Here is a 21,206-nt window from a genome sequence, read left to right on the forward strand (position 1 = left end):
CGCCGGCCGCCGGTTCAGGGCAGGACCAGCGCGCTGCGGGCCATTTCGGTACTGCGGATCGTCACGAAGTCGTTGTAGGCCTGGTTGGCCGCCACCGGCAGCTTCGCGCCGAGCGTCATGGTGGCCTGGGTGAAGGCCATCTGCGCCTGGAAGTCTTCCTTGCGCAGGGCCTTCTGCTCGCTGGCCGTGCTGGCCTTCAGCCAGCGGGCATAGATGTCGCGCACCGGACCGGCATGGGCCTCGAAGGCCGGGTCCAGCGCGGGCAGCGCCGGCGCCGGTTCCAGCGTGTAGGCCGGGGCCACGTAGCCGGCGGGCTGCTCGCGCTTGTAGGCACCGGGTTCGCCCATGCTGGCCTCGATGTAGGTGATGAACTCGGGCGCGGTGAAGATCTTGGTGCTGATCCGGCCGCCGGTCGAGTCCACGTGCGCAACCACCTGCTCCTCGGGGAACGGCTCGCGCACGCCGAAGTTCCAGGTCTTGTCGATGAACAGGCCGTGGTGCTTTTCGAACGGTCCCTTGAACTCGACACCGCCCAGCTCGATGCCCAGGCCGCTGACGCCGAAGTTCTTCAGCTTGTCCTCGCCGGTCACATAGATCTCGCGCGCCGTCACGTACTCGCTGAGGCTGGGATTGATCAGGCCGCCGCGGCCGTCGGCGTAGACGATGAAGCGCACATCGCCCAGGCGGTCGGTATGCAGGTGATGCTCACCGGCAGCCAGGCTGATCGGTCGCGACGCGTGCGCGGCCACCGGCAGGTCCTTGCCATCGATGCTGATCGCCAGCGGCGCATCGGTCGGGTTGTCGATCTCGAAATCGACCTTGGAGGAACAGCCGGCCAGCGCGAGCGCGGCCATCATCGGCAACAGCAGGTTCTTCATTACGGGCAATCGTCCTTGACGTATGCAGCGGGAAAGCGGAAACGGGGTGGGGCCAGCCTCAGCTGGCCCATGGCGGGCTGTAGCGCACCTTCAGCGTGCGCACTGCCGGTTCGGCGCGCAGCGCCTCCATCAGCTTGGAATCGACGCGCACCGCGCTCTGCCCGGAAACATCGAGCATGCCGGCGATGCCGCCATCGGGGCCCTTCAGCAGCAGGTCCAGGCGCAGGGGCGTGCGGCCGGGGCGATGGCGGTCGAGCAGGGCGTCGATGCGCTCCCACACCGGCCGCTGATGGCGCAGGTCCAGCCGCAGCGACAGGCGCGTGGCGTAGTTCGCACAGACCTCGTCGAAGTCCCAGCACTGGCGGATGCGCAGTGCGAAGCCGCCATTGAATTCGTCTTCGCGCAGGCCGCCCTTGACCACCAGGATACGGTCCTTGGTCATCAGGTGGCCGAACTCGGCCATGGCATCGGAGAACGCGCTGCATTCGACGCGGCCACGGCCATCTTCCAGCTGGATGAAGATCTGGCTCTCGCCCTTGCGGCGCACGCCGACCACCTGGCCGGCAAGCACGGTCTGCACTTCCGGACGCCAGCGCTTCTCGCCGCCACCACTGTTGCTGTTGGCACTCCAGATCTTTTCCACCGAGCCGAGGTCGGTACCGACCAGATCGCGCACGTCATCGCGCCACGGGTCGAACGGGTGGCCGCTGAGGTAGAAGCCCAGCGTGTCGCGCTCGCCGTTGAGGCGCTGCAGCAACGGCCATTCGTCGGTTTCCTGCAGCTCCAGGTGGATGGCCTGCACGCCCGGCTCGGGGCCGCCGAACAGCGAGTTCTGGCCGGACGCACGCTCGCGCGCCATCTGTTCGGTGGCCTTGATCACTTCCGGCAGCTGCAGCATCAGCGAGGCACGGTTGTGGCCCAGCTCATCCAGCGCACCGCAGTTGATCATTGCTTCCAGCGTGCGCCGGTTGAGCTTGGCCGAACCGATGCGGGTGCAGAAATCGAGCAGATCGGTGTAGTCGCCGCCGCGAAGGCGTTCGTCCACCACCGCTTCGCAGGCACCCTGGCCGACGCCCTTGATCGCCCCCAGGCCGTACTGGATCGTGTCCGGCGTAGACGCTTCAAACATGAAGGCGGACTGGTTCACCTTCGGCGGCAGCACGGTCAGGCCGAGGTTGCGCACCTCGTCCAGGAAGCCGACCACCTTTTCGGTGTTGTCCATGTCCGAAGACAGCGTCGCGGCCATGAACTCGGCCGGGTAATGGCGCTTGAGCCAGGCCGTCTGGTAACTCACCAGCGCGTAGGCGGCGGCATGCGACTTGTTGAAGCCGTAGCCGGCGAACTTCTCCATCAGGTCGAAGATCGCATCGGCCTTGGCTTCGCCGACGCCGTCCTTGGCCGCACCTTCGCGGAAGATCTCGCGGTGCTTGGCCATTTCCGCCGGCACCTTCTTGCCCATCGCACGGCGCAGCAGGTCGGCGCCGCCCAGCGAGTAGCCGCCGACGATCTGCGCCATCTGCATCACCTGCTCCTGGTACACCATGATGCCGTAGGTGTCGCGCAGGATGCGCTCGGTGCGCGGATCGGGATACTCCACGTCTTCGCGCCCGTGCTTGCGGTCGACGAAGGAGGGAATCAGGTCCATCGGGCCGGGTCGGTACAGCGACACCAGCGCGATCAGGTCTTCGAAACGGTCGGGCTTGGCGTCCTTCAGCAGGCGGCGCATGCCCGAGGATTCGAACTGGAACACCGCGCCGGTATTGCCCGAGGCGAAGATGTCCTTGTAGGTGGGCGCATCGTCCAGCGGCAGCTGGGTGATGTCCACCGGCGGAATGCCGGCGCGCTCATGGCGCTTGTTGATCGCCTTCACCGCCCAGTCGATGATCGTCAGCGTGCGCAGGCCGAGGAAGTCGAACTTCACCAGGCCGACTTCTTCAACGTCGTTCTTGTCGAACTGGGTGACCGGATTCTTGCCGCGGCCGTCTTCATCGTGTTCGGCAAACAGCGGGCAGAACTCGCTCAACGGCTCGGGCGCGATCACCACGCCACCGGCGTGCTTGCCGGCGTTGCGGGTCAGGTCTTCCAGCTGCCGCGCCAGGTCGATCAGGTCGCGGACGTCGTCCTCGCTCTGGTAGCGCTGGATCAGCTCGGGCGAAGCCATCTCGCTGTCCTTGCCCTCACCCATCGCATCCTTCAGCGAGATGCCGAGGATGTTCGGGATCAGCTTGGCGACGCCGTCGACCAGGCCGTAGGGGAAGCCGAGCACGCGGCCGGAATCGCGCACCACCGCCTTGGCTGCCATGGTGCCGTAGGTGATGATCTGGCTGACCCGCTCGCGGCCATACTTGCGCGCAACGTAGTCGATGACTTCGTCGCGGCGGTCCATGCAGAAGTCGATGTCGAAGTCGGGCATCGACACGCGTTCGGGGTTGAGGAAGCGCTCGAACAGCAGGTTGTACGGCAGCGGGTCCAGATCGGTGATCTGCAGCGCCCATGCCACCAGCGAACCCGCACCCGAACCACGGCCCGGGCCGATCGGAATGCCCTGCGCCTTGCCCCACTGGATGAAGTCGGCCACGATCAGGAAGTAGCCGGGGAAGCCCATCTTGATGATGGTGTCCAGCTCGAACTCGAGGCGGTCGCTGTAATCCTGCGCGGTCATGCCGGGCGCGATGGGATTCTTTTCCAGGCGTGCGGCCAGGCCCTTGCGCGACTCGCTGCGGATCCAGCTGTCCAGCGTCTCCTCGTCGGGCACCGGATAGTCGGGCAGGAAGTAGGTGCCCAAGCGCATCTCGATGTTGCAGCGCTCGGCCAGCGCCAGCGTGTTGTCGATCGCATCGGGGATGTCGGCGAACAGCGCGCACATCTCTTCGGCCGACTTCAGGTACTGCTGGTCGCTGTACTCGCGTGGGCGCTTGGGGTCATCCAGCACGCGGCCGGTGGAGATGCACACGCGGGCTTCGTGCGCGCTGAAATCGGACGGTGACAGGAAGCGTACGTCGTTGCTGGCGATCACCGGCAGGCCACGCTGGCCGGCGGCCATCAGCGCGAACTGGTTGAAGCTCTCTTCGCCATCGCGGCCGGTGCGGGTCAGCTCCAGGTGCAGGCCGTCGCCGAACACGCGCTGCCAGTCGGCCAGCTGCTGCTCGGCCAGATCGTGCTTGCCATCCAGGGCCAGGCGCCCGGCCAGGCTGTCACGGCCGGCCAGGGCGAACAGGTTGGCGTTGCCGGCCTTCAGCCAGTCCGGATGCACCGCCACGCCGCCCTCGGGGCGATGGCCTTCCATCCATGCCCGGGTCAGCAGACGCGACAGGCTCAGGTAGCCCTCGCGGTCGCGGCACAGCAGGGTCATCCGCCACGGGTCCTGGCCTTCTTCGGCGATCATCACGTCGGCGCCGGCGATGGGCTTGATGCCCACGCCTTCGGCGGCCTTGTAGAACTTGACCAGGGCGAACAGGTTGTTGAGGTCGGTCACCGCCAGCGCAGGCAGGCCGAGTTCTACCGAGCGCGACAGCAGGTTGGCCTGCTTGGCCTTCTTCGGGTCAGCCTGGTCCGGCTTGGCCGGCACGCGGATGGTGGAGTCCGCCAGCGAGAACTCGGTGTGGACGTGGAGATGTACGAAGCGGGAGTTGGACATGCCGGACCAGGTTGGAGCGCGCAGGCCCCGGGTGCAGACGCGGGAATCGTCGCCGGGGTCGGGAAGCGCTGGAGTGCCCGGTCAGGGTAGCGAGGGCAGGGGGTTGCGACAAGGACTTGACGGTGCGCGATATCGCCAATGCCGTCGGGCATGGCACGGCGCTACCGGGGACGTTCATGTTGCCGTGGTAGCGCCGGGCCATGCCCGGCGAACGTTCAGGCGACCGCGATGGCGGCCGCCACAGCCGGCGGCGCCTCCAGGCACTCGCGCACCGGGGCGAAGCTGCGCCGGTGCTCCGCGCACGGGCCGTGTTCACGCAGGGCGGCCAGATGCGCCGGGGTGCCGTAGCCCTTGTGCTGGTCGAAGCCGTACTGCGGGTGGCGTGCGTGCAGGTCCAGCATGTAGCGGTCGCGCGAGACCTTGGCCAGGATCGAGGCTGCCATGATCGCGCGGTCGATGCCATCGCCGCCGACCAGCGCCTGCGCCGGCAGCACCAGCCCCTTGGGCACCACGTTGCCGTCGATGCGGGCGAAGCCGGCCACGTGGGCCACCGCCGCGACGACATCGCGCATGCCCTGCAGGGTGGCCTGATAGATGTTCAGGCGGTCAATGGCTTCCACGTCCACCAGCACCACGTGCCAGGCCAGGGCGCGGTCGAGGATGCGGTCATGCAGCTGCTCGCGGCGGGCCGCGGTCAGCTGCTTGGAATCATCCAGGCCGTTCAGTCGTGGCCGCTGTGGATCGAACACCACTGCTGCCACCGCGACGGGGCCGGCCAGCGGTCCGCGTCCGGCTTCGTCGACACCGGCGATGCGGTGGCCGGGGTCGATCACCGCGGCACCATCGAACAAGGCCAGGCTGGCGGCTGCGGCGTGGCGGCGGCTCATGCCTTTTCCTGGCCGCGCACCAGCAGCTCGCCAACGGCATCGGCTGCGCGCGCCGATGCATTGCGGCGCAGTCGTTCATGCAGGCGCGCGTAGGTGCCCTGCAGGTCGGCGATCCGCTGCGGATGGTCGAACCACTGCTGGATGGCGGCGGCCAGTTTTTCCGGCGTGCAGTCGTGCTGCATCAGCTCTGGCGCCAGGTCCTGGCCGGCCAGGATGTTGGGCAGGGCGAAGCGGTCGACCTTGATCAACCCCAGCGCCTTCACCAGGCGGTACGTCAGTTCGTTGACCCGGTAGCCGACCACCATCGGACGCTTCACCAGCATCGCCTCCAGGGTGGCGGTACCGGAGGCCAGAACCACGACGTCGGCGGCGATCATCGCGTTGCGTGCCTGGCCGTCCAGTACATGCGAATAGGCCACCGGCAGCGCCGAGCGTGACAGCTGCTCTTCGATCAGGCGCCGGCAGGCCGCGTTGGCCGCCGGCACCACCACGTGCAGGCCGGGAATGCGCTCGGATACCTGCCAGGCGGCCTCGAAGAAGGCTTCGCCGAGCTTGGATATCTCGCCCAGGCGGCTGCCGGGAAGCACGGCCAGCACCTTGGCCGAGGCGGGCAGGCCGAGCTCGATCCGGGCCGCTTCCCGGTCGACGTGCAGCGGGATGTCATCGGCCATCGGATGGCCGACGAAGCGCGCGTCGATGCCGTGCTTGGCGTAGATCGGCGGTTCCATCGGGAACAGGCACAGCACCAGGTCGGCGCTGCTGCCGATCTTCTCGGCACGCTTCTCGCGCCATGCCCATACCGAAGGGCTGACGTAGTGCACGGTGCGCACGCCACGCTGTTTCAGCCAGCGTTCGATGCCCAGATTGAAGTCCGGAGCGTCGATGCCGATGAACACATCCGGTTGCCACTCCAGCGCACGCTGGCGGAAGGCCGAACGCAGCTTGAGCAGCCGCGGCAGATGGCGCAGGACTTCGGTCAGGCCCATCACCGCCAGTTCGCTGGCATCGTGCCAGGTCTGGCAGCCGGCGCTGCGCATGGCATCGCCGCCGATGCCGGCGAATTCGGCATGCGGGAAGCGGGCCTTCAGTTCGCGCACCAGGCCTGCGCCTAGCAGGTCGCCGGAGGCTTCACCGGCGACGAGGGCGATCCGCAACGGGCGCTCGCTGAGCACCCGGTGTGCAGGCACGCTGCCGGCCATCGAGGCCAGCGAAATCACCTCGGCGCCGGCCGGCGCCTGGCCGGTCGCGCTGCTCATCGCAGCAGGTGCCTCTCGGTGTGCTCGATGAAGTCCAGCATCGACTTGACGTCGTCACTGTCGCGCGCCTGCTCGGCCAGCTGTGCCTTGGCTTCGGCCAGCGGCAGGCCCGCCACGTACAGCGTGCGGTAGGCACGCTTGATGGCGGTGATGCGTTCGGGATCGAAGCCGCGACGCTTCAGGCCCTCGCTGTTGATGCCGCGCGGGCGGCCCAGCGAGTCGGTGCCGACCATGGTGAACGGCGGGACGTCGCCATTGGTCAGCGCGCCCATGCCGAGGAAGGCATGTGCACCGATGCGGCAGAACTGGTGCGCACCAGCGAAGCCGCTGATGATCACGTAGTCACCCACGGTCACGTGCCCGGCCAGGGTGGTGTTGTTGGAGAACACGCAGAAGTTGCCGACGTGGCAATCGTGGGCCACGTGCGTGTAGGCCAGCATCCAGTTGTCATCGCCGATGGTGGTGATGCCACCGCCGCCGCCAGTGCCACGGTTGAGGGTGACGAACTCGCGGAACACGTTGCGGTCGCCGATCACCAGTTCGGTGCGTTCACCGCCGTACTTCTTGTCCTGCGGTTCGCCGCCGACCGCGACATGGCCGATGAAACGGTTGTCGCGGCCGATCCGGGTCGGGCCATGGATGCTGCAGTGCGGACCGACCTCGGTGCCGGCACCGATCTCGACGTCCGGCCCGATGATCGTGAACGCGCCCACGCGGACATCGTCGGCCAGGCGCGCCGACGGATCGATCACGGCAGTAGGGTGGATCAGGGGGGCGTTGTCGCTCATCTCGGACCTCCAGCCAGGGTCATTCGCGGGTGCCGGCGCACAGCACCTCGGCGCAGGCGACGACTTCGCCGTCGACCTTGGCCACACAGTCGTACACGGCCATGTTGCGGATCACGCGCTTGATCTCCACGTGCATCTCCAGCACGTCACCGGGCACCACCTGCTTGGTGAAGCGGGCCTTGTCGACCTTGACCATGTAGAACAGCTTGGACTGCGCATCGCGGCCCAGCGTCAACTGGGTCAGCACGCCGCCGGCCTGGGCCATGGCTTCGATGATCAGCACGCCAGGCATGATCGGCTGGCCCGGGAAGTGGCCCTGGAAGAACGGCTCGTTGATGCTGACGTTCTTGGTCGCGACGATCGTGCGCTTCTCGTAGTCGATCGACACCACCTTGTCCACCAGCAGGAACGGGTAGCGGTGCGGAAGCAGCGTCTGGATCTGCGCCATGTCCGGCAGGGTCTGGGTGTGGCTCATTCTTTCTCCTTGCTCACAGACAGGATGCGACGGGCCAGTGCATCGAGCTGCTTGAAGCGCGCGGCATTCTTGCGCCACGTGCGGTTGTCGGTCAGGGGCGTGCCGGAGGAATACTCGCCCGGCTCGGTGATGGAGTTGCGGACCACCGATTTGCCGGTGATCACGACCTTGTCGCAGATTTCAAGATGACCGACGACGCCAACGGCGCCGCCGAGCAGGCAGTAACGGCCGATCTTGGCGCTGCCGGCAATGCCGGTGCAGCCGGCGATGGCCGAGTGCGCGCCGATCTGCACGTTGTGTGCGATCTGTACCAGGTTGTCCAGGCGGACGTCCTCGGCCAGCACGGTGTCTTCCAGCGCGCCACGGTCGACACAGGTGTTGGCGCCGATCTCGCAGTCGTCGCCGATGCGCACGCCGCCAAGCTGCGGCACCTTGATCCATTTGCCAGCGTCCATGGCCAGGCCGAAGCCATCGGCGCCCAGCACGGCGCCGGGATGGATGCGCACGCGCTTGCCCAGCTTGACGCGGGTGACCAGGGTGACGCGGGCGATCAGTTCACAGCCGCTGTCGAGGGTGCAGTCTTCGCCGATGATGCTGCCGGCGCCGATGATGCAGTTCTCGCCGATGACGCTGCGTGCGCCGATGGTGACGAACGGACCGACGTGGGCGCTGGCGGCGACCTGCGCCTGCGGGTCGATCACTGCGCTGGGATGGATGCCGGGCGGGCGGGTCGGGGCGATGTCGAACAGCGCGCCGATCTTGGCAAAGGTGGTGTAAGGGTCCTTGGCAACCAGCGCGGTGCCGGGAGCCGCGTCGGCATCCTCGGCGCGCAGCACCACGATGCCGGCCTGGCTGTCGGCCAGCTGGGCGCGGTAGCGCGGATTGGCAAGGAAGGTCAGCTGGCCGGCACCGGCATGGGCGAGGGTGGCCACGCCATGGATGGCGGTGCCTGGGTCGCCATGGACCTGCAGGCCGAACTGATCGGCGAGTTGCTGGGCGGTGTAGGTAGGAGTATTCACGGCGGGAGTTTAACGTGTGACGCCATTGCGGTCATGCGGGAGCGGTTCTGCGGCCAACGGCGGGGCCCCTCGTGGCTGGCAGAGTGAGGCCCGAGGGCCGGGTCGGACGGGTGGGGCCCGCGAGGGACGGCGCAAGTACGTCCCTGTAGCCTTGGTCGCCGCATCCATGCGGCTCACACCCTCGCGGGCCCCACCCATCCGCCCTTCGACGGTCTGGCGCGAGTGCCAGCCACGGAAAAACAGAAAAAATCAAAAGCAGTTCGGCTGCCGCGCCCGCGCGGGCGCCCGAAAACGAAAACGCCGGGCAGAGCCCGGCGATTCGTACCCCGTCTGGGGGCCAGTTAGAACTGGCCACCAAACGTAAATTGCAGACGTTCGATCTCGTCGCCGTCCTTCTTCTTCAGCGGGAACGCGTAGCTGATCGAGATCGGGCCGACCGGGGCGCGCCACAGCAGGGCTACACCAGTGGAGACGCGCAGCTCGTTGGCCTTGAAGTTGTCGGTGCCGTTGTAGACGTTGCCGAAGTCGACGAAGGCCGACACACGGGCCGACGGGCTGTCGAACAGGCGCGGGAAGTAGGCTTCGACCGAACCGACGGTCTTCAGCGAACCACCCAGCGGCTGGCCGTTCGGGTAGCCGTTGGTGACTTCGCGCGGGCCGAGCGTGTTGTCCTCGAAGCCACGAACCGAGTTGGTACCACCGGCGTAGAAGTTCTCGTAGAACGGCAGGCCCGACGCGGTCACCGAGCGCAGGTTGCCATCCTTGTCCGGCACCATCGCGGTCTTGTCATTGCCATAGCTGTCGCCGTAGCCAACTTCCGCGCGGGTGTTGATGACCAGCGAGGGGATGATCGGCCAGTATTTGCTGATCTGGTAGTTGAGCTTGTAGTACTCGACGGTCGAGCCGGGCAGCGTGGTTTCCAGGCCCACGCGCTGGTAGGTACCGCGGGTCGGCATGAAGTAGTCGTTGCGCGAGTCGCGGGCCCAGCCCAGCTCAGTGCGCCAGGAGTGGAACGTGCGGCGCCCGATCACATTGATGTAGTCGATGATGGACTGCGGGGTCGAGCCCGCGTACGTGGTGATCTGGTTGCTGTCGATGCCGAACATCAGCGAGACGGTGTCGGTCTCGGTGATCGGCACGCCGAATACCACCTGCGCCGAACCGTTGGTGCTGTTGTACTGCGCGGTGTTGAAGTCGGAGTAGTCCAGTTCGCGCCAGGACAGGTTGTAACCCAGCGAGACGCCGTCATCGGTGAAGTACGGGTTGGTGTAGCTGAAGCCGTAGCGCTGCAGGTAGCTGCTGCGCGAGGCTTCGACCGACACGCGGTTGCCGCCGCCCAGGAAGTTGTTCTGCGACAGCTGCACCGAGGTGGTCATGCCGTAGGACTGCGAATAGCCCAGGCCGAACACGAAGCTGCCCGAGGTGGTTTCCTTGACGTTGTAGACGACGTCGACCTGGTCGTTGCTGCCGCTGACGGGCGGGGTTTCCACTTCCACCGCCTCGAAGTAACCCAGGCGCTGCAGGCGGATCTTGGAACGGTCGATCGCGGCCTGCGAGTACCAGCTGTTCTCGAACTGGCGCATTTCGCGGCGCATCACCTCATCGGAGGTGCGGGTATTGCCCTTGAAGATGATGCGGCGGACGGTCACGCGCGGGCCGGGCACGACCTGCATGTTGACCGCCACGGTCTGCTCGGCGCGGTTGGTGGTCGGAATCGGGTTCACCTTGGCGAAGGCATAACCGATGTTGGACAGCGAGTTGGTGATCGAGTCTGAGCTGAATTCCAGCAGGGCACGCGAGAACGTGTCGCCGGACTTCTGCACGACCATGCGCTCGACGTCTTCCTGCGGCAGGATCGTATCGCCGCTGACCTTGATCTCGGAGATCTTGTACTGGTCGCCTTCGGTCACGCCGGCGGTGATGAACATGTCGCGCTTGTCGGGGCTGATCGACACCTGCGTCGAGTCGATGCTGAAGTCGACATAGCCGCGGTCCAGGTACCAGGAGTTGAGCTTTTCCAGGTCGCCGGACAGCTTTTCCTTGGAGTACTGGTCGTCACGGCGGTACCACGACGCCCAGTTGTGCTCCTTGGACTCCCAGTACTCCAGGATGTCCTTGCTGTCGTACTTCTCGGTGCCGACGATGTTGACGTGGCGGATCTTGGCCGCCTTGCCTTCCTTGATCGCGATGGCGATGTCGACGCGATTACGGTCCAGCGGGCTCACGGTCGGGGTGATGTCGACGGTGTATTTGCCACGATCGTTGTACTGGCGGCGAAGTTCCTGGGTCACGCGATCCAGGCTCAGGCGATCGAAGGTGCCGCCTTCGGTCAGGCCGATGTCGGACAGGCCCTTGAGCAGCTGGTCGGACTTGATGTCCTTGTTGCCGGTGACGGTCAGCTTGTTGATCGCCGGACGTTCCTTGACGGTCACCACCAGGATGCTGCCCTGGCGATCCAGCTGCACGTCTTCGAAGAAGCCGGTCTTGTACAGGGCGCGGATGGTCTCGCCGACCTTGCTGTCGGTGACGGTCTCGCCACGCTCGACCGGCAGGTAGGTGAACACCGTACCGGAGCTGATGCGCTGCAGGCCGTCGACGCGGATGTCGCTGACAGTGAAGGGCTCGGCTGCCTGGGCCAGGGCGGGAGCGCCGGTGACGGCGGCGAGGGCGAGGGCCAGCAGGCGGCGATTGGGGAGTCGCGTCATGTCACGTCCGGTAGGAAGGTCGATTTCATTGGTAAGGGATGCCGACGCTGTAGACGGCAAAAACATGGAAAAGTTCATCGCGGGACCAGGCCGAGGATGTCGTTGTAGAACGCCAATCCCATCAGCCCGGCCAGCAACGCCAGGCCGATGTATTGGCCGGCGGCGACGGCACGCTCGCTCAGCGGGCTGCCCTTGACCAACTCGATAAGGTAATACAGCAGGTGGCCGCCGTCCAAGATGGGGATCGGCAGCAGGTTGATGATGCACAGGCTCAGCGACAGCAGGGCGAGGAACTGGATGAACCAGTCCACGCCGCGTTTGGCCGAAATATTGGCGACCCGGGCAATGGTGACCGGGCCGGAAACGTTCTGCAGCGAGGCTTTGCCGGTCACGATCCGGCCCATCATGGCCAATGAATCGGCGGCCATCCTGCCGGTTTCGCGCACCGCGACCGTGACCGACTGCAGCGGGCCGAACTTGAGCAGGGTGTCGTAGGCGGGGCTGTAGCTCTGGGCAAAGCCGGCGCCGATCTGCCAGATGGGCTGGCCCTTGCCGTCCTTGCCCTGGCGCGGGGTGATCTCCAGCGCCAGGCGCTCGCCACCACGCAGCACCTCGATCATCGCCGGGCCACCGCGGCGGCCGAGGCTGCCCACTTCGCTGATGGCCTGCTCGACGCTGTCGATGCGCTGGCCGTCGATCGCCACGATCAGATCGCCGGCCTGCAGGTGACCCTCTGCAGCCGAACCCTTCACGATGTTGTCCACCAGCGGCGGCTGCAGCCACGCACGCCAGTACACGCCGGCCAGGATCGGAACCCGGCGTTCATCGAAACCGGCCGGCAGCTGCGACAGCGGCAGGGTGCGCGAGCGCAGCTGGTCTGCGGGGTCGAGCACCTCCAGGGTCACATCGCGACGGTCCATCGCCGCCGCGGTCAGGGCCATGCTGGCCTCACCCAGGGTGATCACATCGCGGCCGTCCACGCGCAGCAGGCGGTCACCACTGCCGAGCCCGGCCGTGGCGGCCATGCCGGTAGCGCGGCCGACGGTTGCCGAATAGTCCTGCTTGCCGATCACGAACATCGCCCACAGCAGCAGGATGCACAGCAGCAGGTTGGCGATCGGGCCGGCCGCGACGATGGCGATGCGCTGCCACACGGTCTTGTGGTTGAAGGCCTGGCCGCGCTCGTGCGGATGGACCTCGACTTCGCGTTCGTCGAGGAATTTCACATAGCCGCCCAGCGGGATGGCGGCAATGGCGAACTCGGTGCCATGGCGGTCGCGGCGCGACCACAGCGGACGGCCGAAGCCCACCGAGAAGCGCAGCACCTTGACCCCGCACAGGCGCCCGACCCAGTAGTGCCCGAATTCGTGGAAGGTGACCAGCAGCCCAAGGCTGACGATCATCCACCAGACCGATCCGATGAAGTCAGTCATGCAGGTTCACATTGGCGGACACGGGCGGCGGCGTCATACGGGATGGGTGCGCTGTTCAGGTGGCGGCGATGGCGTTCAGGGTCAGCTGGCGGGCCCGCTGGTCGGCGGACAACAGAACCTCAAGTGTATCGGCTGGTTCGGTCGGCAGTGTTGAAAGAGCGTTAGCAACCAGCGTCGGAATGGTCAGGAAGCCTATGCGGCCCTGAAGAAACGCTGAAACAGCCTCTTCGTTGGCGGCGTTCAGCACCGCCGGGGCGGTGCCACCGGCGCGCATCGCTTGCCACGCCAAGGCCAGGCAGGGGAAGGCGTCGGTGTCGGGGGCCTCGAAATCCAGCCGGCCCTGGGCGAGCAGGTCCAGCCCGGACACGCCCGATTCGATCCGTTGCGGCCAGCCCAGGCCTACGGCCAGGGTGGTGCGCATGTCCGGCAGCCCCATCTGCGCCAGCGTGGAGCCATCAACGAACTCCACCAGCGAATGCACCAGGCTCTGCGGATGCACCAGCACCTCGATGCGCTCGCCGGGGATGCCGAACAGGTGGTGGGCCTCGATCACTTCCAGGCCTTTGTTCATCAACGTCGCCGAATCGACCGAGATCTTCGGCCCCATCGACCACTTCGGATGCGCCACGGCCTGGGCCGGGGTGACCTGCTGCAGTTCGGCGCGGCTGCGCCCGCGGAATGGGCCACCCGAGGCGGTCAGCAGAATGCGGCGCACGCCGGCACCGTCGAGGCTGGCATCCCGTGAACGCAGGCACTGGAAGATCGCACTGTGCTCGCTGTCGATCGGGATGATCTCGGCGCCGGCACGTTCGGCGGTGCGGGTCAGCAGTTCACCGGCCAGTACCAGCGATTCCTTGTTGGCCAGCAGGATGCGCTTGCCGGCCGCAGCGGCGGCCAGGGTCGAGGACAGGCCGGCGGCGCCGACGATCGCGGCAACCACGGTGTCGCAGGCGTCGCTGGCCGCCAGCTGGTCCAGCGCGGCATGGCCAGCGTGGGCCTGGGTGGCCAGGCCGGCTTCGCGCAGGCCGTCGCGCAGTTCGGCATACAGGGTTTCATCGGCGATCACCGCATGCGCGGGCCGGTGCTGCCGGCACAGGGCCAGCAGCGCCTGTACCTGGCGGCCGGCGGCAAGCACGGTGGCCTGGTACCGCAGCGGATGGCGGGCGATCACGTCAAGCGTGGAGGCACCAATCGAGCCGGTGGCGCCGAATACGGCGACCCGGCGCAGGTCTGCAGCAGCTTCCATGGTCAGAACCCGAAGATTTCCTTGCCCAGTGCGAACACCGGGATGGCCGCCAGCACGCCGTCGACGCGGTCGAGCACGCCGCCGTGGCCGGGGATCAGGTGGCCTGAATCCTTGGCGCCGGCATGGCGCTTGATCAGGCTTTCGAACAGGTCGCCCAGTACCGAGGCGAATACGGCCACCACCGAGGTAACCAGCAGGCCGGGCAGGTGCGCGGCATCGATGCCGGCCAGCCAGCCCAGGCCGACGGCCACCGCAACGCCGGCGATCAGCCCGCCGACGAGGCCTTCCCAGGTCTTGTTCGGGCTGATCCGCGGCGCCAGCTTGTGCTTGCCGAAGTGACGGCCAGCGAAGTAGGCGCCCGAATCAGCGGCCCAGACCAGTGCCAGTGCGGCCAGCAGCCACAGGTGGCCCTGATGGCCGGGCGGGTCGCCGCCGGCATGGATCAGCACCAGCGCAGCCCACGCCGGCACGATGGCCAGGGTGCCGGCCAGCAGCTTGAGGATGCGCGCCGGACTGCCAGGCTGCGCGCCGAAGTTGAAGAAGCGCAGCCACACCAGCGCGCCCAGCCACCATGCCACGCCCACCAGGGTCGCGATCTGGAACAGCACCAGGGTGCCGGCATCGGCCCACACCAGCAGCACCATCAGCACCAGGTTGAGGACCAGCAGCACGGTGCGGGCGAGGGTGTCTTCGACGTCCGCCAGCTTCAGCCATTCCCACAGGCCGATCAGCAGCACGGCAGCGGCGGCGGCGGCCAGCCATTGCGTGGGCAGCAACAGGATCGCCGCAATGGCGACCGGCGCCATGATCAGCGCGGCGAGGACTCGGGTCTTGGTCATGGGCTGGACGTCTCGGTGGCCAGGGCGGCGATCTGGGCGCTGGTCAGGCCGAAGCGGCGCTCACGGCTGGCGTAGGCATCCAGCGCCAGCTGCAGCTGCGCGGCATCGAAATCCGGCCACAGCGCTTCGGTGAACCACAGCTCGGTATACGCCAGCTGCCACAGCAGGAAATTGCTGATGCGGGTATCGCCGCCGGTGCGGATGAACAGGTCCGGTGGCGGCAGGTCGGCCAGGGCCACCTGTCGCCCCAGCAGGGATTCGTCGATCTGCTCGGGAAGCAGGCGGCCGGCTGCAACTTCAACGGCCAGTGCGCGTGCGGCACGGGCGATGTCCTGACGGCCACCATAGCTGGCGGCGATCGACAGGGTCAGGGCGCGGTTGTCAGCGGTGCGCTGTTCGGCCAGCTGCATGCGGCTGACCAGGGCAGCACCGAAGCGCTCGCGTTCGCCGATGAAGCGCACGCGCACGCCGCGCCGATGCAGCTCGTCCACTTCGCGGTCGAGCGCGCCGAGGAACAGCTTCATCAACGCATCGACTTCTTCCTGCGGCCGGCCCCAGTTCTCGCTGGAGAACGCGAACAGGGTCAGCGCCGGAATGCCCAGTTCCAGGCAGCGCTCGATGGTGCGGTTTACCGCGCGCGCGCCGGCTCGATGGCCGATCACGCGGGGGCGACGGCGCTGCTGTGCCCAACGCCCGTTGCCATCCATGATGATGGCGACGTGGCGCGGGAGGGCGGACGGCAGGGGAGGCGGGACTGAAGGCATCGACTTCAGACCGACATCAGTTCCTTTTCCTTGTCGGCGACGACCTTGTCGATATCCTTGATGTTGGCATCGGTCAACTTCTGGATATCGTCTTCGCCGCGCTTCTTGTCGTCTTCGCTGATCGCCTTGTCCTTAAGCAGCTTGGCGATTTCCTTGTTCGCATCCTGGCGGATGTTGCGCACGGCGATCTTGGCGCCTTCGCCTTCCTTCTGTACCTGCTTGGCCAGTTCCTTGCGGCGCTCTTCGGTCGGCGGCGGCAGGTTGACGCGGATCGAGGTGCCGATGGTGTTCGGGGTCAGCTCGATGTTGTACAGGCCCTTTTCGATCTCCTTGATCATGCTCTTGTCGAAGGGCGTGACCAGCAGGGAGTGGGCGTCGGCGTTGGAGACGGACGCTACCTGGTTCAGCGGCGTGCTGGCGTTGCCGTAAGCATTGACCGTGACACGGTCCAGCAGGGCCGGCGTTGCGCGGCCGGTGCGGATCGAAGTGAGGGTGTGCTTAAGAGCGTCGATGCTCTTGGCCATGCGCGTCTGCGCGTTGTTCTTGATGTCGTTGAGCATCGCCAGGGTCCTGGATGTAACTGGAATCGGGCGATTATAGGCGAATACGGGACGCCGCCGGGCCTGAATCGGCCCGGAGGTCGCCTTGCGCTCAGCCTCAGGCCGGATCGCGGCCCTGGACGAGGGTGCCGATGTTCTCGCCGTGCAGGATCTTCAGCAGCTCGCCCGGCTGGCCCATGTCGAACACGCGCATCGGCAGGTCGCTGTCACGGGCCAGGGCGAAGGCGGCGGTATCCATCACTTCCAGGCCACGGCGGATCACTTCGTCGTAGCTCAGGCTGTCGAAGCGGACAGCATCGCTGTACTTGTTCGGATCCTTGTCGTACACGCCATCGACCTTGGTTGCCTTCAGCAGCAGGTCGGCGCCGATCTCGATCGCGCGCAGGGCGGCGCCCGAGTCGGTGGTGAAGAACGGGCTGCCGACGCCTGCGGCGAAGATCACCAGGCGGCCCTTTTCCAGGTGGCGGATGGCGCGGCGGCGGATGTAGTCCTCGCACACGTCGTTGATCTTGATCGCGCTCATCACGCGGGCCTTTGCGCCCACTTTTTCCAGCGCATCCTGCATGGCCAGCGCGTTGATGACCGTGGCCAGCATGCCCATCTGGTCGCCGGTGACGCGGTCCATGCCGCCAGCGGCCAGGCCTGCACCGCGGAAGATGTTGCCACCACCGATGACCAGGGCGACTTCGGCGCCGGCCTGCTGGGCCTCGACGACTTCACGGGCCAGGCGGTTGATGATCTTGGGGTCGATGCCGTAGTCCTCATCTCCCATCAGCGCCTCCCCGGAAAGTTTCAACAGGATGCGGCGATAGGCGAGCTTGGACATAGGGACCTCGGGTGCGTGGAAATCGCGGGCGATTCTACGCGCAAGCGGCGCGCGGCCAAAGCGTTTTGTGCACTGCGGCGCAAAATACCGGTGTGCCCCGTGCATCCGGGGCGCACCATTCAGCCCAGCTCGGCGCCAGCGGTGGCAGACAGTTCATCATGCCCCAGTTCGCCGGGAGAGCGTGCGATGACCCGGTTGCGACCCAGGTTCTTGGAGCGGTAGAGCACGTCATCGGCGGCGCGCAGCAGGTCCTGCACGCCGGCAAAGCGCTCGTAGCCGCCCTGGGTGGCCACGCCGGCCGAGAAGGTGATGAACAGCGGGCCACCTTCCAGTTCCGCCATCGGGGTGGCGACGATGTTCGCCAGTACCCGGCGGATCACGTCCAAGGCCACCGATTCACTGGTATTGGGCAGCAGCGCGACGAACTCCTCGCCGCCGAAGCGGGCCACGGTGTCGCTGTTGCGCAGCTGCCCCTGCAGCTTGCCGGCAAAGGCGCGCAGCACCTCGTCGCCGGTCAGGTGGCCGTGCGCATCGTTGATCTTCTTGAAATCGTCCAGGTCGATGAAGGCCACCGACAACGGCCAGCCATGGCGGCCGGCGCGCAGGAATTCCTGTTCCAGCACGGCTTCGAGCTGGCGGCGGTTGAGGACGCCGGTCAACGCGTCGCGATGGGCCTGGTCGGCCAGGCGCTTGGCGCGGGCCTCGAATTCATCGGCGCGGCGGCGGGCCTGGTCGGCATCCTGCAGTTCGCGCAGGTTGCGCAGGGTGGCCAGTTCCTGGGCGTGGTCGATCAGTTCACGCACGCGTGCCGGCGAGTTCAGGCCGTTTTCGAACAGGCTGGCGATGTCCGGCAGCGCTTCGCTGATCCGCGCCAGCACCTGGTCGAAGCGGGCGCTGTCCATCTGCAGGCGGTCGTGGACCTGCTGCAGGGCGCGTTCGCGTGCGCCATCGGCGTCTTCATCCAGCCAGATGTCGGCGACCGCGCCAGACAGCTGTACGCAGGCCTGGAACGGATTTTCGGCGGTGCCTTCGTCTTCGCTGTGGCGGATGCTGTCCACCAGGTAGCGCGGCAGGCCCCACTCCTCGGCCACCCATGCACCGACGTCGGCGTGGCTGCAGCCGAGTTCCTGGCGCTCGCGCGCGATCAGGTCGGGGTTGTCGCGCGCTTCGCGCAGCAAGGGCAGGTAGCGTTCGGATTCGGCCTGGGCCAGGCACAGCACGCCCATGTCCTGCAGCAGTCCGGCCAGCATCAGCTCCTCCAGCCTGCGCAGGCCGCGCGCTTGGCCGAGCTGGCTGGCCGCCAGCGCGCTGAGGATGCTGCGCTTCCAGGCGCGTTGGCGCAGATCGTGGTCGGCGCCGCCTTTGCCGGTCAGGCCCTGGGTGACAGTGAAGCCCAGGGCGAGGCTGATCGTAGCGTTGAGCCCGAGCATGGTCAGCGCCTGGCCGAGGTTCTCGATCCGGCGCCGGCTGGCATACAGCGGTGAATTGGCGATACGCAGCATGCGCGCACTCAGCGCCATGTCGATGGCGATGATGTCCGCAGCGGTTGCGATGTCCGCCTCCGGGTCCTGGGCCAGTTCGATGATGCGCAGGGCAATACCGGGCGGCGAGGGGAGGTTGCGGCAAAGCGCCAGTGCAGCTGTCAGCTCGGGAGGCATGTCGGGTCGTTCAATTCCATTAGGACAAGAATACCTAGGAATGCATCACAGTCTGCGAATTTCGTTCCTGTTATGTGACTGCAGGTTCCCTTTGCCGAGTATCGGCTTGATTCGCTTGCAACGCAAAGGTGTCGGTGTGCGCACCAACGGTGCGCACCCACAGATTCGGCCACCTACAGGTGAAGGGCACCCACAGGCCCACCGGCATAAAAAAAGAGCCGCGGTTTCCCGCGGCTCCTTCTGGTTTCATCACAGCCGTGAGGCTGGAATCAGACCTGCATCGCCTTGGCAACTTCGGCGGCGTAGTCTTCCACCACCTTCTCGATGCCTTCGCCAACGACCAGCAGCTGGAAGCCAGCCACGTCGGCGCCGGCAGCCTTGACCACCTGCTCGACGGTCTTGTCGCCGTCCAGAACGTAGCTCTGGCCGTACAGGGTCACTTCGCTGACGATCTTGTTGATCTTGCCGCTGATGATCTTTTCCAGGATGTCGGCCGGCTTGGACTTGTCCTTCTCGGACATCTTGGCCAGTTCGATTTCCTTTTCCTTTTCCACGAACTCGGCCGGCACATCGGCAGCCTTGTTGTGCGGCGGCTTCAGCGCGGCCACGTGCATGGCCAGGCCGCGAGCCAGTTCGGCGTCGCCGCCGATCAGGTCGACCAGCACGCCGACCTTGCCGTTGGTGTGGACGTAGGAACCGACGTTGCCAGTGGTGTCCAGCTTGACCAGGCGACGGATCTGGATGTTCTCACCCAGGGTCTGCACGGCGGTCGCGCGGGTTTCTTCGACGGTCTGGCCGGTCGGCAGGGTGGCCGACTTCAGGGCTTCCACGTCGGCGGCGCCCGATGCCAGTGCAGCGGCAGCGACGGAATCGACGAAGTTCTTGAAGTTGATGTCGTTGGCGACGAAGTCGGTTTCCGAGTTGATCTCGACCAGCACGGCCTTGCCACCGTCCTGGGCCAGGCCCAGACGACCTTCGGCGGCCACGCGGTCAGCCTTCTTGTCGGCCTTGGCAGCGCCGGACTTGCGCAGCGCTTCAGCAGCGGCGTCGATGTTGCCGCCGGCCTCGGTGAGCGCCTTCTTGCATTCCATCATGCCGGCGCCAGTGCGCTCGCGCAGTTCCTTGACCAGGGAAGCAGTGATTTCCACGGGATTACCTCACGAAAGAAAGGGGTTGGGCCGGCATGGTGGCCGGCCCGTGTGACAGTTTCCTGTCGTCGCGCCATCGGCAGCGGACAGGAAAGGTGGGCGCGTGGCGCCCACCGGGGCCTGGATCAGGCCTGGGCTTCGCCCTTGTCGGCAGCAGCCTTCTTGGCCGGAGCGCGGCGAGCCGGCTTGCCTTCTTCGGCCGGAGCGTCGGCGAACTCTTCTTCACGGACGGTGGCGGCGTGCGGTGCAGCAGCCTTGCCTTCCAGCACGGCGTCAGCAGCGGCGCGTGCGTACAGCTGCACGGCACGGATGGCGTCGTCGTTGCCCGGGATCGCGTAATCCACCAGCTCCGGGTTGTAGTTGGTATCGACGACGGCGATCACCGGGATGCCGAGCTTCTTGGCTTCCTTGATGGCGATGTCTTCGTGGCCGATGTCGATGACGAAGATCGCGTCCGGCAGACGGTTCATGTCCTTGATGCCGCCCAGCGAGGCTTCCAGCTTGTCGCGCTCGCGACGCAGGCCCAGCACTTCGTGCTTGACCAGCTTCTCGAAGGTGCCGTCGGATTCACCGGCTTCCAGTTCCTTCAGGCGGGCAACCGACTGCTTGACGGTACGGAAGTTGGTCAGGGTGCCGCCAAGCCAACGCTGGTTCATGAACGGCATGCCGCAACGCTCGGCTTCTTCGCGGATCGACTCACGCGCGCTGCGCTTGGTGCCCAGGAACAGGATGGTGCCGCGCTTCTGGGCAACCGACGAGATGAAGTTCATCGCGTCGTTGAACAGCGGGACGGTCTTTTCCAGGTTGATGATGTGGATCTTGCCGCGGGCGCCGAAGATGTACGGAGCCATTTTCGGGTTCCAGTAGCGGGTCTGGTGGCCGAAGTGGACGCCGGCTTCCAGCATCTGACGCATGGTGACCTGAGGCATTGCAGAACTCCTGATGGGGAACCGGCGATTCCGCCCGCGGGATAGGTATGCGGGACGCGTGGAAGCGCTGAAGGTTCCGGGGTTGGGCTTCCCTGTTGCCTCCGTGGCCGAACTCCTTGCGGAGCACCCCGGCACGGATGGGGGCAGCAGGTGTGGAT

General features: G+C 66.4%; 17 protein-coding genes. All 17 read right to left on the minus strand.

Annotated features, from left to right (window positions below; translation table 11 throughout):
• Positions 1-14 precede the first annotated feature (14 nt).
• The 17 genes from LC407_RS02930 to rpsB all read right to left on the minus strand — a co-directional run bounded on the left by LC407_RS02930 (position 15) and on the right by rpsB (position 21,048).
• On the minus strand, positions 15-878 hold the full coding sequence (locus LC407_RS02930) for a hypothetical protein (protein ID WP_059063584.1): 864 nt from the start codon (positions 876-878) through the stop codon (positions 15-17).
• A gap of 58 nt (positions 879-936) precedes the next feature.
• Complete coding sequence (gene dnaE, locus LC407_RS02935; protein WP_134832224.1) at positions 937-4,515, minus strand: DNA polymerase III subunit alpha; 3,579 nt, start codon at positions 4,513-4,515, stop codon at positions 937-939.
• Between the two features lie 215 nt (positions 4,516-4,730).
• Positions 4,731-5,402 (minus strand): ribonuclease HII, encoded by a 672-nt coding sequence (locus LC407_RS02940; RefSeq protein ID WP_140226669.1) that lies wholly within the window; start codon positions 5,400-5,402, stop codon positions 4,731-4,733.
• Positions 5,399-6,601: a lipid-A-disaccharide synthase gene (gene lpxB / locus LC407_RS02945; RefSeq protein WP_223482669.1), complete on the minus strand. Its 1,203-nt coding sequence runs from the start codon at positions 6,599-6,601 to the stop codon at positions 5,399-5,401. Before lpxB ends, LC407_RS02940 begins: the two co-directional genes overlap by 4 nt.
• A 53-nt stretch (positions 6,602-6,654) precedes the next feature.
• Positions 6,655-7,446 (minus strand): acyl-ACP--UDP-N-acetylglucosamine O-acyltransferase, encoded by a 792-nt coding sequence (gene lpxA, locus LC407_RS02950; RefSeq protein WP_025877677.1) that lies wholly within the window; start codon positions 7,444-7,446, stop codon positions 6,655-6,657.
• Positions 7,447-7,465: 19 nt separating this feature from the next.
• A complete protein-coding gene (gene fabZ / locus LC407_RS02955) occupies positions 7,466-7,921 on the minus strand; it encodes a 3-hydroxyacyl-ACP dehydratase FabZ (protein WP_025877675.1) in 456 nt (151 codons plus the stop codon).
• Positions 7,918-8,940 (minus strand): UDP-3-O-(3-hydroxymyristoyl)glucosamine N-acyltransferase, encoded by a 1,023-nt coding sequence (lpxD, locus tag LC407_RS02960; RefSeq protein WP_025877673.1) that lies wholly within the window; start codon positions 8,938-8,940, stop codon positions 7,918-7,920. Before lpxD ends, fabZ begins: the two co-directional genes overlap by 4 nt.
• Positions 8,941-9,281: 341 nt before the next feature.
• On the minus strand, positions 9,282-11,645 hold the full coding sequence (bamA, locus tag LC407_RS02965) for an outer membrane protein assembly factor BamA (RefSeq protein ID WP_025877671.1): 2,364 nt from the start codon (positions 11,643-11,645) through the stop codon (positions 9,282-9,284).
• A gap of 74 nt (positions 11,646-11,719) precedes the next feature.
• On the minus strand, positions 11,720-13,078 hold the full coding sequence (gene rseP, locus LC407_RS02970; protein WP_025877670.1) for an RIP metalloprotease RseP: 1,359 nt from the start codon (positions 13,076-13,078) through the stop codon (positions 11,720-11,722).
• A 55-nt stretch (positions 13,079-13,133) separates the two neighbouring features.
• Positions 13,134-14,324, minus strand: coding sequence for a 1-deoxy-D-xylulose-5-phosphate reductoisomerase (locus tag LC407_RS02975; protein ID WP_033830714.1), 1,191 nt, complete (start codon positions 14,322-14,324; stop codon positions 13,134-13,136).
• Between the two features lie 2 nt (positions 14,325-14,326).
• Positions 14,327-15,163, minus strand: a complete 837-nt coding sequence (locus LC407_RS02980) for a phosphatidate cytidylyltransferase (RefSeq protein ID WP_025877667.1) — start codon at positions 15,161-15,163, stop codon at positions 14,327-14,329.
• Positions 15,160-15,927 carry a polyprenyl diphosphate synthase gene (uppS, locus tag LC407_RS02985; protein WP_025877665.1) on the minus strand — a complete coding sequence of 256 codons (768 nt, stop codon included), beginning with the start codon at positions 15,925-15,927 and terminating at the stop codon, positions 15,160-15,162. Before uppS ends, LC407_RS02980 begins: the two co-directional genes overlap by 4 nt.
• Before the next feature lie 5 nt (positions 15,928-15,932).
• Positions 15,933-16,487, minus strand: a complete 555-nt coding sequence (gene frr, locus LC407_RS02990; protein ID WP_025877664.1) for a ribosome recycling factor — start codon at positions 16,485-16,487, stop codon at positions 15,933-15,935.
• A gap of 97 nt (positions 16,488-16,584) precedes the next feature.
• Positions 16,585-17,313, minus strand: a complete 729-nt coding sequence (gene pyrH / locus LC407_RS02995) for a UMP kinase (protein ID WP_025877663.1) — start codon at positions 17,311-17,313, stop codon at positions 16,585-16,587.
• A 119-nt stretch (positions 17,314-17,432) separates the two neighbouring features.
• Positions 17,433-18,971 carry a GGDEF domain-containing protein gene (locus LC407_RS03000; protein WP_025877660.1) on the minus strand — a complete coding sequence of 513 codons (1,539 nt, stop codon included), beginning with the start codon at positions 18,969-18,971 and terminating at the stop codon, positions 17,433-17,435.
• 269 nt (positions 18,972-19,240) lie between these two features.
• On the minus strand, positions 19,241-20,119 hold the full coding sequence (tsf, locus tag LC407_RS03005) for a translation elongation factor Ts (RefSeq protein ID WP_032975792.1): 879 nt from the start codon (positions 20,117-20,119) through the stop codon (positions 19,241-19,243).
• 125 nt (positions 20,120-20,244) lie between these two features.
• Positions 20,245-21,048: a 30S ribosomal protein S2 gene (rpsB, locus tag LC407_RS03010; protein WP_025877657.1), complete on the minus strand. Its 804-nt coding sequence runs from the start codon at positions 21,046-21,048 to the stop codon at positions 20,245-20,247.
• Positions 21,049-21,206: the final 158 nt, after the last annotated feature.

The organism is Stenotrophomonas sp. OVS01A (assembly GCF_019969775.1).
GTDB classification, from domain to species: Bacteria; Pseudomonadota; Gammaproteobacteria; order Xanthomonadales; family Xanthomonadaceae; genus Stenotrophomonas; species Stenotrophomonas indicatrix.